At 40.7% G+C, this 12167-nt stretch carries 12 protein-coding genes; 6 read left to right on the plus strand and 6 right to left on the minus strand.

The annotated features are described in order from the left end of the window. Window positions 1-3 precede the first annotated feature (3 nt). Window positions 4-747, plus strand: coding sequence for a tetratricopeptide repeat protein (locus HW120_RS04060; protein WP_177731076.1), 744 nt, complete (start codon window positions 4-6; stop codon window positions 745-747). A 1-nt stretch (window position 748) separates the two neighbouring features. Here HW120_RS04060 and HW120_RS04065 read toward each other — a convergent pair whose 3' ends face one another. Continuing rightward, window positions 749-1288 carry a CvpA family protein gene (locus HW120_RS04065; protein ID WP_177731078.1) on the minus strand — a complete coding sequence of 180 codons (540 nt, stop codon included), beginning with the start codon at window positions 1286-1288 and terminating at the stop codon, window positions 749-751. Window positions 1289-1417: 129 nt separating this feature from the next. On the opposite strand from HW120_RS04065, the gene HW120_RS04070 reads away from it, so the two are divergent. The 4 genes from HW120_RS04070 to HW120_RS04085 all read left to right on the plus strand — a co-directional run bounded on the left by HW120_RS04070 (window position 1418) and on the right by HW120_RS04085 (window position 6296). Then, window positions 1418-1774 carry a hypothetical protein gene (locus tag HW120_RS04070; protein ID WP_177731080.1) on the plus strand — a complete coding sequence of 119 codons (357 nt, stop codon included), beginning with the start codon at window positions 1418-1420 and terminating at the stop codon, window positions 1772-1774. Between the two features lie 112 nt (window positions 1775-1886). Continuing rightward, window positions 1887-2906, plus strand: coding sequence for a phenylalanine--tRNA ligase subunit alpha (gene pheS / locus HW120_RS04075; RefSeq protein WP_177736166.1), 1020 nt, complete (start codon window positions 1887-1889; stop codon window positions 2904-2906). A gap of 97 nt (window positions 2907-3003) precedes the next feature. Continuing rightward, window positions 3004-3411: a hypothetical protein gene (locus HW120_RS04080; protein WP_177731082.1), complete on the plus strand. Its 408-nt coding sequence runs from the start codon at window positions 3004-3006 to the stop codon at window positions 3409-3411. Between the two features lie 68 nt (window positions 3412-3479). Next, window positions 3480-6296, plus strand: a complete 2817-nt coding sequence (locus HW120_RS04085; protein ID WP_177731084.1) for a GH92 family glycosyl hydrolase — start codon at window positions 3480-3482, stop codon at window positions 6294-6296. A 61-nt stretch (window positions 6297-6357) separates the two neighbouring features. On the opposite strand, the gene HW120_RS04090 is transcribed toward HW120_RS04085, so the two are convergent. Further along, a complete protein-coding gene (locus HW120_RS04090; RefSeq protein ID WP_177731093.1) occupies window positions 6358-7335 on the minus strand; it encodes a TerC/Alx family metal homeostasis membrane protein in 978 nt (325 codons plus the stop codon). Window positions 7336-7558: 223 nt separating this feature from the next. Next, window positions 7559-8554, minus strand: coding sequence for an NAD(P)H-dependent glycerol-3-phosphate dehydrogenase (locus tag HW120_RS04095; protein ID WP_177731095.1), 996 nt, complete (start codon window positions 8552-8554; stop codon window positions 7559-7561). Between the two features lie 159 nt (window positions 8555-8713). Between HW120_RS04095 and HW120_RS04100 the strand changes: the two genes are divergently transcribed. Next, window positions 8714-9595, plus strand: a complete 882-nt coding sequence (locus HW120_RS04100) for a nicotinic acid mononucleotide adenyltransferase (RefSeq protein ID WP_177731097.1) — start codon at window positions 8714-8716, stop codon at window positions 9593-9595. Window positions 9596-9691: 96 nt separating this feature from the next. Here the strand turns inward: HW120_RS04100 and HW120_RS04105 are convergent, their stop codons facing one another. The 3 genes from HW120_RS04105 to gmk form a co-directional block, all read right to left on the minus strand. Continuing rightward, window positions 9692-10852, minus strand: a complete 1161-nt coding sequence (locus HW120_RS04105) for an iron-containing alcohol dehydrogenase (protein WP_177731099.1) — start codon at window positions 10850-10852, stop codon at window positions 9692-9694. A gap of 115 nt (window positions 10853-10967) precedes the next feature. Continuing rightward, entirely contained in the window at window positions 10968-11549 is a 582-nt protein-coding gene (gene nadD, locus HW120_RS04110; protein ID WP_177731101.1) for a nicotinate (nicotinamide) nucleotide adenylyltransferase, read from the minus strand. Between the two features lie 43 nt (window positions 11550-11592). Then, entirely contained in the window at window positions 11593-12165 is a 573-nt protein-coding gene (gmk, locus tag HW120_RS04115; protein WP_177731103.1) for a guanylate kinase, read from the minus strand. Between the last annotated feature and the right edge of the window lie 2 nt (window positions 12166-12167).

Here is a 12167-nt window from a genome sequence, read left to right on the forward strand (position 1 = left end):
GCCATGAAAAAGTTATTATATATACTACTGTTGGTAACTCAGGTATTTTGGGGACAGTCTGCTTTTGAAAAAGGAAATGATAGTTATAAAAAAGAAAAATACGAAGAGGCGGTTGCACAGTATGAGCAGGTGTTGAAATCCGGTAAACAATCGGCAGAACTGTATTTTAATCTGGCAAATTCCTATTATAAAATGCATCAGGTAGCACCGGCGATTTACAACTATGAAAAAGCGCTGCTGTTAAATCCTGACGATACAGACGTTCAGACCAATTTGAAGTTTGCTCAGAAAATGACGATTGATGAAATTAAAGTCGTTCCTAAAGTGGGCTTTTCTAAAATGATAGACGACTTGTTGGATGTGTTTCATTATGAAAGCTGGGCATGGCTTGCTGTTGGGGCATCCGTATTGTTCCTGCTGTTTTTTATAGGCTATTATTTTGCCCGTATCACCGTAGTGAAAAGAATCTTTTTCTTCGGGATGTTTGTTGTGCTGCTGGGCATGTTTATCAGTATTGCTGCTGCAATAGCAGAAAGAGATCATTATAAAAACGAAAGACCTGCCATTGTTTTTGCAGAAGTAGCTCCGGTGAAAAGCGAACCGAAAACGACGGCTTCCGATGCTTTTGTACTACACGAAGGAACCAAAGTTTTTGTGATCGAATCACTGGACAATTGGAGAAAAATCCAGCTGACCGATGATACCGAAGGCTGGATCGAAAAAGACGCGATTAAAGAACTGAAATAAATTATTGCGGCGCTGAAGAAACCGGTTCTTCCGGAGTATCCATGGTCTTAAAATCGTCATACCATTCTTTTACACTTGGAAAAATAAGCTTTGAAGTTTCCTGTATCGGATTGTAAAATAAAGATTTATCCATGGTTTCCTGAGAAAGGAAATAATGGTCAATATTGACCTTCTGGAAAAGATTTAGAAGAATACTCAGAATCAGTGCCATTTTCAGCGTACCAAAAACACCGCCGGCAATAGTGTTTAACCAGCCCATCTGGGCAAAACTGGCAATTCCGGTAAAGAGCTTTGCCAGTAAAATAATACCGACAACAACCAGGATAAAAGTGAGCCCGAAAGCAATCACTTCGATATATCTGGGATTCCACGAAACATGATTCTCAATAACGGAGCGTACCAGATGGGAACATTTTATAGCCAGGATAATACCGATAATTAGGGAAACAAATGAAGCTAGAGCTACAAAAAGACCCTGGCGGAAACCCTGGATAAAACCGTATACTAAAATGGCAGCTAAAATGATATCAAAGAAACTCATAAATAATTGGATAAAAGGCAAAGATAAAAGAATTGTGGAATGTCAAATTCCAACTTCTTATCTTTGTCGGCTCAAATTTGTTTAAAGACTGTTAAAAGAAGTCTGATTAACAAAAAACAAAACCAAAATATGTCAAGAGACGAACAACTAAAAGAGCGTTGGGAAACGCTGGTCAACATACTTTCAAACCGTTTTGCCGATGGCGAAATACTGGATTTGGATGCCATCATCTATTTAATCGGAGTACAGGAACTCGGACAGCTGAAAAGAAAATTCAAAAAAGACGAAAAGCTAAACCTGATGCATATCGCTATTTGTCGTTTGCTGGAACCATACGGCTATTATGAATTTGCTTTTTTTGACGAAGACGGATGGCCGCATTATAATGTAAAAGAACAATTGCCGCCTTTAAAAGCCGGAGAACAATCGGTACTGATGAAAGAAGCGATTGTAAATTATTTCCTTGAAAAGGAATTGATAGATTAAAAATCACAGCGGCAAAAACATACAGAACGGACCTTTTGAAAAGAAATTTATATGCGAAAAGCTGTGGAATCTGATTTCAAAATCCGTAAATTTGCCCTTTATTGAAAGACCGATGATTGATAAGATAAAAGAATACATAGGCGAAGCGCAGGCTTTTACTACAGATAATAAAGAAACCCTCGAAACATTTCGAATCAAATTTTTAGGAAGCAAAGGACTTCTTAAAGATTTATTTGCGGAATTCAAAAACGTGCCAAACGACCAGAAAAAAGAATTTGGACAGGTGATCAACTTATTAAAGACTACTGCAGAGGATAAAGTAAAATCCATTCAGGACGCTTTGGAAAGTAAAGAAGAAGCAAAAGGAATGTATGGGGATTTATCACGTCCGGGAGAACCTTTGGTTATCGGATCGCGTCACCCTATTTCAATTGTAAAAAATCAAATCGTTGATATTTTCTCCAATATCGGATTCAATGTTTCCGAAGGACCGGAAATTGAAGACGACTGGCATAACTTTACCGCATTGAACCTTCCGGAATACCATCCGGCAAGAGATATGCAGGATACCTTCTTTATCCAGACAAACCCTGATATTTTGCTGCGCACGCACACCTCATCTGTTCAGGTACGTTATATGGAAGAAAACAAACCGCCGATCCGTACGATTTCACCAGGAAGAGTTTTCCGTAACGAAGCGGTTTCCTCCCGTTCCCACTGTATTTTTCACCAGGTGGAAGGATTGTATATTGACCAGAATGTATCTTTTGCCGATTTAAAGCAAACCTTGCTGTATTTCACAAAAGAGATGTTCGGAAAATCGAAGATCCGTTTGCGTCCGTCGTATTTCCCGTTTACCGAGCCAAGTGCTGAGGTGGATATTTACTGGGGACTGAAAACGGAAACCGATTACCGTATTACAAAAGGAACCGGATGGCTGGAAATCATGGGCTGCGGAATGGTAGACCCTAACGTATTGAAAAATTGCGGCATCGATGCCGATAAATATAACGGATTTGCTTTCGGTATGGGAATAGAACGTATTGCCATGTTGTTATACCAAATCGGAGATATTCGTATGTTTTATGAAAATGACGTACGATTCTTGGAGCAGTTTAAATCCAGTATTTAAAACACCATAATGACGAACAGCCTGTATTGCGGGCTGTTCGTTTTATTTTTTATTCACGTTCTTCTGACGCTCAGAAGCCTTTTATAGTATCCTTGCAATGAAAAAAGACATCACAATCCCAAAAGTAGAAAACGTTTATGTAGCCGCTATTCAGGAGTGGAATGACGACTTTATGGAAAATTCCTGGTATGCCTATTTAATCAATGACGGTGAGGTAACTTTGGAAATGGCAATAGTTGTTTCCAAAGCATACGGGCTGATCGATGGGGAAGAACGAAAAACAGGAACGTTTCGCCATGCTTTTAAGGAAGTATTGCCCAACTCGGCTGTAAAAATAGAATTGCTGGAAAACAATGTTTTGCAGCTCAACAATGAATTTATGCTTACCTTCTTTATTGGAGGTACACTTTACGATAAAAACTACGTTTTTAGAGCCAATACCATCGATAAAAGTGCATTAACGGAATTACCGGTGTTGACAAAACAAGGGATTTTAGGGAAGTAAATTGTTTTTATAATTGGTCTGTTCAGGAAAATTTCACAACTTTATAGAAATTTTACAGCACCATTATAATGAAAAAGCACGCTTTACTTTTCCTCTTTTTACTACAAACGCTTACCACTTTTTCTCAGAAAAACGATTACGCACAGTATGTGAATCCGTTTATAGGAACGGGCGGGCACGGACATTCCTTTCCCGGAGCAACTGTTCCGTTCGGAATGGTGCAGCTATCACCCGATACCCGTATTGACGGAAGCTGGGACGGCTGCGGCGGTTATCATTATTCCGATCCGGTGATCTACGGCTTTTCGCATACCCACCTTAACGGTACCGGAGTGTCCGATTTTGGCGACATCATGCTGATGCCTACGATGGGCGAACCGGCTTTGGAAAACAAAGATTATGCGTCGGCATTTTCACATAAAAACGAAAAAGCAACTGCTGGTTTTTATGCCGTAAAATTAGATAAACACAACATCAATGTGAGCCTGACCGCTGCGACTAGAGTCGGTTTCCATGAATACACCTTCAATCAGGCCGGTAAAGCCAATGTTATCCTGGACCTGAACCACCGCGACAAACTGCTGATGGGTGATGTCCGGATCATCAACAGCCATACGGTTGAAGTTTTGCGAAGAAGCGAAGCCTGGGCGACAGACCAATATGTTTTTGCGCGTATTGAATTCAGCCAGCCGATGCAGATCACCAAAGTCCGCAACAATGCCTTTGCTCCGGCAAAAATTACCGATACCTTTTTCGCCGGAAACCAACTGGCGATCAGCTTTAGTAAAGACGTTAAAAAAGGAGAGAAAATATTGGTAAAAGTGGCGCTTTCGCCCACAAGCTACGAAGGTGCTGCCAAAAACATGACGGCAGAAATTCCGGACTGGGATTTCGGGAAAGTAAAAAAACAGGCAGAACAGCTCTGGAATAAAGAACTGTCCCGGATTGAAATAAGTACTTCCGACAAGGAAAAACAAACCATTTTCTATACGGCATTGTACCACACGATGATGCAGCCCAACATTGCGATGGACGTGGACGGCATGTACCGCGGCCGTGACAATAAAATCCATAAAGCCGACGGCTTCGACTATTATACCGTTTTCTCCCTTTGGGATACCTTCCGCGGAGCGCATCCGTTGTATACCCTGATCGATAAAAAAAGAACCTCCGATTATATCAATACATTCCTGAAACAATATGAACAGGGCGGACGGCTGCCGGTTTGGGAACTTGCTTCCAATGAAACCGACTGTATGATCGGATACCATTCCGTTTCGGTAATTGCCGATGCGATGGCAAAAGGAATAAGCGGTTTTGATTACAACAAAGCCTTTGAAGCGGCAAAACACAGCGCGATGCTCGACCATTTAGGACTGGATGCCTACAAGAAAAACGGATTTATCAGTATAGATGACGAACACGAAAGCGTTTCCAAAACACTGGAATATGCTTATGACGACTGGTGTATTGCCCAAATGGCCATGCAGCTGAACAAACCGGATGACTACCGGTATTTTATGAAACGTTCCCAAAACTGGAAAAATATTTTTGACAGCCAGACAGGATTTATGCGTCCGAAGAAAAATGGCGGCTGGGACAAACCGTTTGACCCGAGGGAAGTGAATAACAATTTTACCGAAGGCAATAGCTGGCAGTACTCCTTTTTTGTGCCTCAGGACATCAGCGGTATGATTGAAGCTTATGGCGGAAAAGAAAAATTTGAAGCCAAACTCGATGAAATGTTTACCGCTCCGTCAGCAACTACCGGAAGAGAACAGGCCGATATTACCGGGCTTATCGGGCAATACGCTCACGGAAACGAGCCGAGTCACCACATGGCCTATCTGTATAACTACATTGGCAAACCGGAAAAGACACAGCAAAAAGTACACTACATCTTGGATGAATTTTATAAGAACACACCGGACGGACTGATCGGGAATGAAGACTGCGGACAAATGAGTGCGTGGTATGTGCTGAGCAGTATGGGAATTTATGCGGTAACACCGGGAATGCCTTTGTGGAGTACGACCAGGCCGTATTTTGACAAAATCAAGATTAATTTTGAAGACGGAACGTCCAAAACAATTACGAAGGATACTCCGGCGGAAACATTAAAAAACATAGGACTAAACAAGGAAATTGTGGTGCTGAACTTAAATCCGAAAGATAAAATTGTTCCGGTTCCGGCAATTGAGGCAGAAGGTAAGGCCTTTAAAGACAAACTCACGATTGCCATAACCGCAGGCAGTAAAGACACTAAAATATATTATTCCGACAGTTCTAAGCCGGGTACAGGCTTTAGTGTTTATACAAAACCGTTTGTCATTGAAAAATCGGCGGTGATCAAAGCCTATGCAGAAATTAAAGGACAAAAAAGCAATATAGTGGCCGCTTCCTATTTTAAAAAAGACAACAATTGGACAGTAACGCTTACATCAAAATACAATCCGCAATACCATGCCGGCGGACCGGAAGGACTGATCGATGGGATTTTAGGAACTGAAAACTGGCGAAAAGGCGACTGGCAGGGATATCAGGGACAGGATTTTGAAGCGGTTATCGATCTGAAAAAACAAAGACCGGTTTCTGCAATAACCGCCCGTTTTCTGCAGGACAGCCGCGCCTGGATTGTAATGCCTGTTAAAGTGGAATTCTATTTATCGGACGATAATGTAAACTTTAAACTGGCGGCAACGGTTGAAAATACGTTAAATCCAAAAGTAACCGACAATACGATCATTCCTTTTAAAGCGAACACAAAACAGGCAAAAGCCCGCTATGTAAAAATCATCGCCTACAATTATGGTAAACTGCCGGAGTGGCATCAGGGAGCCGGAGGGGATGCCTATATTTTTATTGATGAAATACAAATACAATAATCAGCCTTAGGGTAAAAGAAAAAAGCAAGTCCGTTTAAGACTTGCTTTTTTTTATAGGCGGTTATTCTTTGACCGGGAATAAGAGCGATGCAATTACCGAAAGAATCAAAATACTGCCCACAATGAGCAGGGATACCGGTGACGATATGTGAAAGATCGGAGCGATAAGCATCTTGATACCGATAAAACTCAATATAATCGCTAATCCGTACTTCAAACGGCTAAACATATACATGAAGTTGGCTAAAAGAAAATAAAGCGCTCTAAGGCCTAAAATAGCGAATATGTTCGAAGTGTAAAGGATAAACGGATCGTTTGGCGCAATGGCAAAAATAGCCGGAATACTGTCCACGGCAAAAATCAGGTCGGTAAACTCAATAACAGCCACAACAACCAGTAAAGGCGTTGCCATTTTAATACCGTTTTTAACGGTAAAGAATTTATCGCCGTCATAGTTTTCGCTTACTTTAAAAAAGCGGTGTATCAGTCTTGCACCCGGACTTTTGGTAAAATCTTTATCACCGTCGTCACTGTCTTCTGCAAACCAGGATTTGATTCCCGCATAAATAAGGAAAATACCAAAAACGGTCAGGATAACATTAATTTTTGCCGCATGTCCGAAAAGGATCATTTCCGGTAAATACGTCATGTTGATCAGCTCCACACCGGTGAAGATAAAGATAGCACGGAAAACCAATGCCCCTATAATCCCCCAAAACAGTACTTTGTGATGCAGTTCTTTGGGAACATTAAAAAATCCGAAAACGAGTATGAACACAAAGAGGTTGTCCACCGAAAGCGCTTTTTCAATCCAGTATGCCGACTGGAACTGGGTAAACTGCTCCAATCCCATATAGTAATAAATGACCCCGCTGAATCCCATCGCCAGTGAAATCCATACGATGGACCATGCTAAAGCCTCTCTGTTAGAAACCACATGGCTGTTTTTGTTAAAAACGCCCAGGTCAAGTAAGAGCATTACAAGGATAATAATCGAAAAGGCGGTAAGAATTCCCGGATGGTTAATTAAGTGGTCCATAATGTTGTCTTTAATTTTGTGCGAAAATAAAACTTCTTTTTTTTTCCAAGGGAAAAGAGTGTAAATATCTTGTAATCAGTATTTTATAGTGCTTTTTTGATGAGGCTGTCAAAAAAGTACAGCACAAAAAAAAAGAATTTAATACATTGTAATCCAGTGTTTTAAATTCTTTTTTGGGGTCCGGAAACGGTAAAATCTCCGGTAACGTGAAAAATGAAAAAAATTAATCTAATTTTTCCGTTAGCTTTTTAAATACTTTTTTAGGCTCTTTTCCTTCATATAAAATGTCGTAAACCGCATCTATTATTGGGGTTTTGGCCTTATATTCCTCATTCAGCTTATACGCGCTTTTAGTGGCATAATAGCCTTCGGCTACCATGCTCATTTCCATCTGGGCAGATTTTACAGTATAGCCTTTCCCGATCATGTTCCCAAACATTCTGTTACGCGAGAAAACGGAATAACCGGTAACCAGCAAGTCACCCAGGTAAGCAGAATCGTTGATGTTGCGCTTCATTTTGTGAACCTTCTTGATGAATTTCTTCATCTCGCGGATAGCGTTGCTCATCAGTAACGCCTGGAAATTATCGCCATAGCCCAGACCATGTGCAATACCGGCAGCGATAGAATAGATATTTTTAAGCATTGCGGCATATTCCGTACCGACAATATCATCAGAAATTTTAGTTTTGATATAATGGCTGTTCAGGTTTTTAGCCATTACTTTTGCCGTTTTGGTATCTCCGCAGGCAATCGTTAAATAGGAAAGACGCTCCAATGCCACTTCTTCTGCATGGCAGGGACCGGTAATAACACCAATATTATCATAAGGAATATCGTACACACTGTGAAAGTGTTCGCCAACAATTAAACTCGTTTCCGGTACGATACCTTTAATGGCCGAAAAAATAACTTTATCCTGCAGGCTAACCGTTAGTTTTTCCAGTTCACCGCTCAAAAAAGCCGATGGAATGGCAAAAATCACATAATCGGCATAGGCAACCGCCTCGTTAATATCGTCTGTTAAGATTAGTTTATTGGTATCGAATTCAACGGAACTCAAATAATTCGGATTGTGTCTGTTTTGTTTGATATGTTCAATAGCATAGGTACTTCTCATGTACCAGGCTATTTCTGAAAGATTTACGCACAACATCTTTGCAATGGCCGTAGCCCAACTTCCCCCGCCTATTACTGCAAATTTCGGATTGTCACTCATTATCATTTTTGTTTGTGAATCCAAATGTACTTAAAAACATAGGAACAACAAAGTATCGATTGTAAAGAAATCAGAACGGAAAGAGAAAGCTAAAAAAATCAAAACCAAAAAAGTGGCACGCAAATTGGATATCGTTACTTAAATTAAAAAAGGAGACTTATGAAAACGATAAAATTACTCTTAGCCCTGCTAATGATACCGCTCACATTTTCATCTTGTACAGTGGCAGAATATGGTGATGATTATGTAGATGACGGTGCGACTTTACCGCAGTTAATGCAGCGATATGAATTGTGGTATGTGGATTATGAAAGAACAACAGGCCCCGGTGATATTCCTTTTTTATCAAGAGCGTTTACCCTTTCGCTGGTAAACGGAACCCTGTTTGCAAACAATAACCTTGTGGGGATCGGTTCCACCGGAAACGGCTTTGGTATCAATGTGGGATATTATGATTTTTATCCGGGTGAAGTGCGTTTCTTTCACAACGTTTACGGACAGTATAACTTAGAGGTTACCCGTTTGAGTGCCAATGAAATCCGGCTGTACAACCGCAACCTGAATACATCCTATTATCTGGTAGGCTATCAGCGCAACAGCTTTGATTACAACCGTTTGTTTTATGATAATATTACCTATTTCCTGCAGGAATATAAAGCCTGGGAAAAAGTATATACCAGTAACGTAGGGGCGCTGAACGATTTTGACCACGAAAACTTCGTGCAGTTTTTATCCGGCGGCAATAACTTCCGTTCTTCACAGGATGCTCCCGGTACTCCGGTTAATAATATCTATTGGGATTTTACAGGGCTTTACGGGATTCAGCAAGTGCCCGGTAACCCGTATCAGAAAATTTTAACATTAGATTATGATTTCTGGGGCAATGAAGGCTTTAGATTGACCGTTATTAATGACAGCAGGATTCGATTGTTTCACCAGGCATCCGGTACTACTTACGAATTTCAGGGAAGAGGATTTATTCAATACCTGAAAGAAGGCGGGATGAAGAGAGTGAAGCAGCAGGACCTCAAGTTAAGTTAATTAAAATAGTTACTATTTTTTGTTTTTGGTGAAGAAAGGCGCTCTGAATATAATTCAGGAGCGCCTTTCGTTTTTAAGTCGTGTTATAAAAAAGCTTTAGTAGCTCATTTCCACAATTTCGCGGACTTTATCTAAAGTAATGTTCTGGCGTTCTCCCATGGCTTTCCAACCTCTCTGGTCAAAACGTTCCACAATAAAATCGGCTGTTTTTTTATAATCCGGGGTATAATTGGAAATCTTGGTTTCCATGCCCATTATATGGAAAAACTGAACTGTTTTTTCAATTGCCTGTAAGGCTTTTTCTTCAACGGTAGTACCGGTAACATTCCAGATGCGTTCGCCGTACTGTGCTAATTTTTCTTTTTTGGTTTCAAATAAGGCACGGTACAGATTCGGGCCAATGATGGCCAGTGTTCTGGCATGGTCAATTTCGTATAAAGCGGTTAACTCATGTCCGATCATGTGTGTAGCCCAGTCGGTTGGAACACCTTTCTGGATCAGACCGTTTAAAGCCATCGTACAGCTCCACATAAAATTGGAAGCCAGTTTGTAATCTGTCGGATTGTCCACCACACCCGGACCAATTTCAATTAAAGTCTGAAGAATACCTTCGGCAATGCGGTCCTGTAAAAGCGCATCATGAGGATAGGTAAGGTATTGCTCCATCACGTGGGTATAGGCATCAATCACTCCGTTCTGCAATTGTCTTTTCGGTAAAGAAGCAATAACGGTAGGATCACAGATGGAAAATTTCGGAAACAGTGCCGAACCGCCAAACGACAGTTTTTCCTGTGTTTCATTGATCGTGATAACGGCTCCGGAATTCATTTCGCTTCCTGTTGCCGGTAAGGTCAATACCGTTCCAAACGGCATGGCGTTTTCCTTGATTAAAAGTCTTTTGTGAAGAATTTCCATAGGATTGCCTTCGAAGTTAACGGCTGCCGAAATGAATTTAACACCGTCAATAACAGATCCGCCGCCAACAGCCAGAATAAAATCAAGCTTCTGCTCTTTAATAACCGCAACAGCTTTCATTAATGTTTCATAACGGGGATTTGGTTCAATACCTCCGAATTCTACAATTTCAAAACCGCTTAAAGCCGTTTTTACCTGATCGTAAACACCGTTTTTGAAAATGCTGCCACCACCGTAAGCCAGTAATATTTTACTGTTTTGCGGAACCAGCTGGGCTAATTTTTCGGTTTGTCCTTTTCCAAAGACTAAATTGGTAGGATTATATAGTTCAAAATTTAACATAGCGATTTTGATTTGAATTATTTACAGTTCAAATTTAGGGAAGATTATTCCAATCACTTTTAAAACTATGTTAATAGAAAATAAAAAAATAACGCTGATTGTCAGCGGGTAAAGGTTATTTTTTATAGAAAAGATTGTGGTCGATATACTCCCAAACCTTGCCGGGCAGCATGGGGGTAATGTTTTTTCCTTTTTTGATGTTCTCCCGGATAAAGGTAGAGGAAAGCTCAATGACCGGAGCACCGACTCTGTGGATTTTTGGGTGATTGATGAACTCGCCGGAAACAATTTCGGACGAAATTCTCGGATAAACATAAATGTTGTGATTGTTCAGGATCACTTCATAGTTTTTCCATTTGTGCAGCGAATTCAGATTGTCTTCACCCATAATCAGTGAAAATTCGTGCTGCGGATATTTTTCCTGCAAATGTGCCAGCGTATTAACCGTATAATTGGGCTGGGAGAGCTTAAACTCAATGTCGGAAGGCTTTATTTTGGGATATTCGGATGTTGCTAAAAAGACCATTTGCAGCCGATGGTGATCGTCCAGTAAGGTGTTTTTCTTTTTGTGGGGATTGTGTGGTGTTACAATCATCCAGATCTGATCCATATCGGTATTTTCTGCCATGTGATTGGCAATAATCAGGTGGCCGATATGGATGGGGTTGAACGTTCCGAAATAAAGCCCTATTTTCATTTGCAGCGTTATTTTATGAATGTATTCCGATAATAAAGGGAAACTATTTTATAAAATCTCTAACCAGTTCGTATGCTTCCTGTTTGGCAGTGTCCAGATCATAGTTTTTTATGATTTTGTCAAACTGCGGCGCTGTAGCCAGCTCAACAGATGCCTTGGCGATACGCATGTTGATCTTGTCTTCACTTTCGGTAGAACGTTTTTTCAAACGGATCTTTAATTCGTCAATACTCGGAGGTTTCACAAAAACCGCTAAGGTTTCGTCTGGAAATTTTTTCTTGATACGCAATCCGCCGGCAACGTCAATGTCGAAAATAACATTTTTGCCTTTGGCCCAGATGCGCTCCACTTCGGTTTTTAAAGTACCGTAAAAATTATCGCGGTAAACTTCTTCCCACTCTAAAAAATCTTCGGCTTTAATGTGCTGTTTGAAGCTTTCCAGCGAAATGAAATAATAATCGGTTCCGTTTATTTCTTCACCTCTTGGGGCGCGGGAAGTCGCCGAAATTGAAAATTCAAGGTTCAGATCTTCTTTGCCTAATAAGTGTCTTACAATTGTTGTTTTTCCGGAACCGGACGGTGCTGAAAAAACAATTAGTTTTCCTCCTGTATTCATGC

The organism is Flavobacterium inviolabile, from assembly GCF_013389455.1.
In the GTDB taxonomy this organism is placed as follows: Bacteria; Bacteroidota; Bacteroidia; order Flavobacteriales; family Flavobacteriaceae; genus Flavobacterium; species Flavobacterium inviolabile.

Excerpts from the sequence above, each read along its gene's own strand:
- HW120_RS04060 (WP_177731076.1), top strand. The coding sequence starts at position 4 with ATGAAAAAGTTATTATATATACTACTGTTGGTAACTCAGGTATTTTGG.
- HW120_RS04065 (WP_177731078.1), bottom strand. The coding sequence starts at position 1,288 with ATGAGTTTCTTTGATATCATTTTAGCTGCCATTTTAGTATACGGTTTT.
- HW120_RS04070 (WP_177731080.1), top strand. The coding sequence starts at position 1,418 with ATGTCAAGAGACGAACAACTAAAAGAGCGTTGGGAAACGCTGGTCAAC.
- pheS (WP_177736166.1), top strand. The coding sequence starts at position 1,887 with ATGATTGATAAGATAAAAGAATACATAGGCGAAGCGCAGGCTTTTACT.
- HW120_RS04080 (WP_177731082.1), top strand. The coding sequence starts at position 3,004 with ATGAAAAAAGACATCACAATCCCAAAAGTAGAAAACGTTTATGTAGCC.
- HW120_RS04085 (WP_177731084.1), top strand. The coding sequence starts at position 3,480 with ATGAAAAAGCACGCTTTACTTTTCCTCTTTTTACTACAAACGCTTACC.
- HW120_RS04090 (WP_177731093.1), bottom strand. The coding sequence starts at position 7,335 with ATGGACCACTTAATTAACCATCCGGGAATTCTTACCGCCTTTTCGATT.
- HW120_RS04095 (WP_177731095.1), bottom strand. The coding sequence starts at position 8,554 with ATGAGTGACAATCCGAAATTTGCAGTAATAGGCGGGGGAAGTTGGGCT.
- HW120_RS04100 (WP_177731097.1), top strand. The coding sequence starts at position 8,714 with ATGAAAACGATAAAATTACTCTTAGCCCTGCTAATGATACCGCTCACA.
- HW120_RS04105 (WP_177731099.1), bottom strand. The coding sequence starts at position 10,852 with ATGTTAAATTTTGAACTATATAATCCTACCAATTTAGTCTTTGGAAAA.
- nadD (WP_177731101.1), bottom strand. The coding sequence starts at position 11,549 with ATGAAAATAGGGCTTTATTTCGGAACGTTCAACCCCATCCATATCGGC.
- gmk (WP_177731103.1), bottom strand. The coding sequence starts at position 12,165 with ATGAATACAGGAGGAAAACTAATTGTTTTTTCAGCACCGTCCGGTTCC.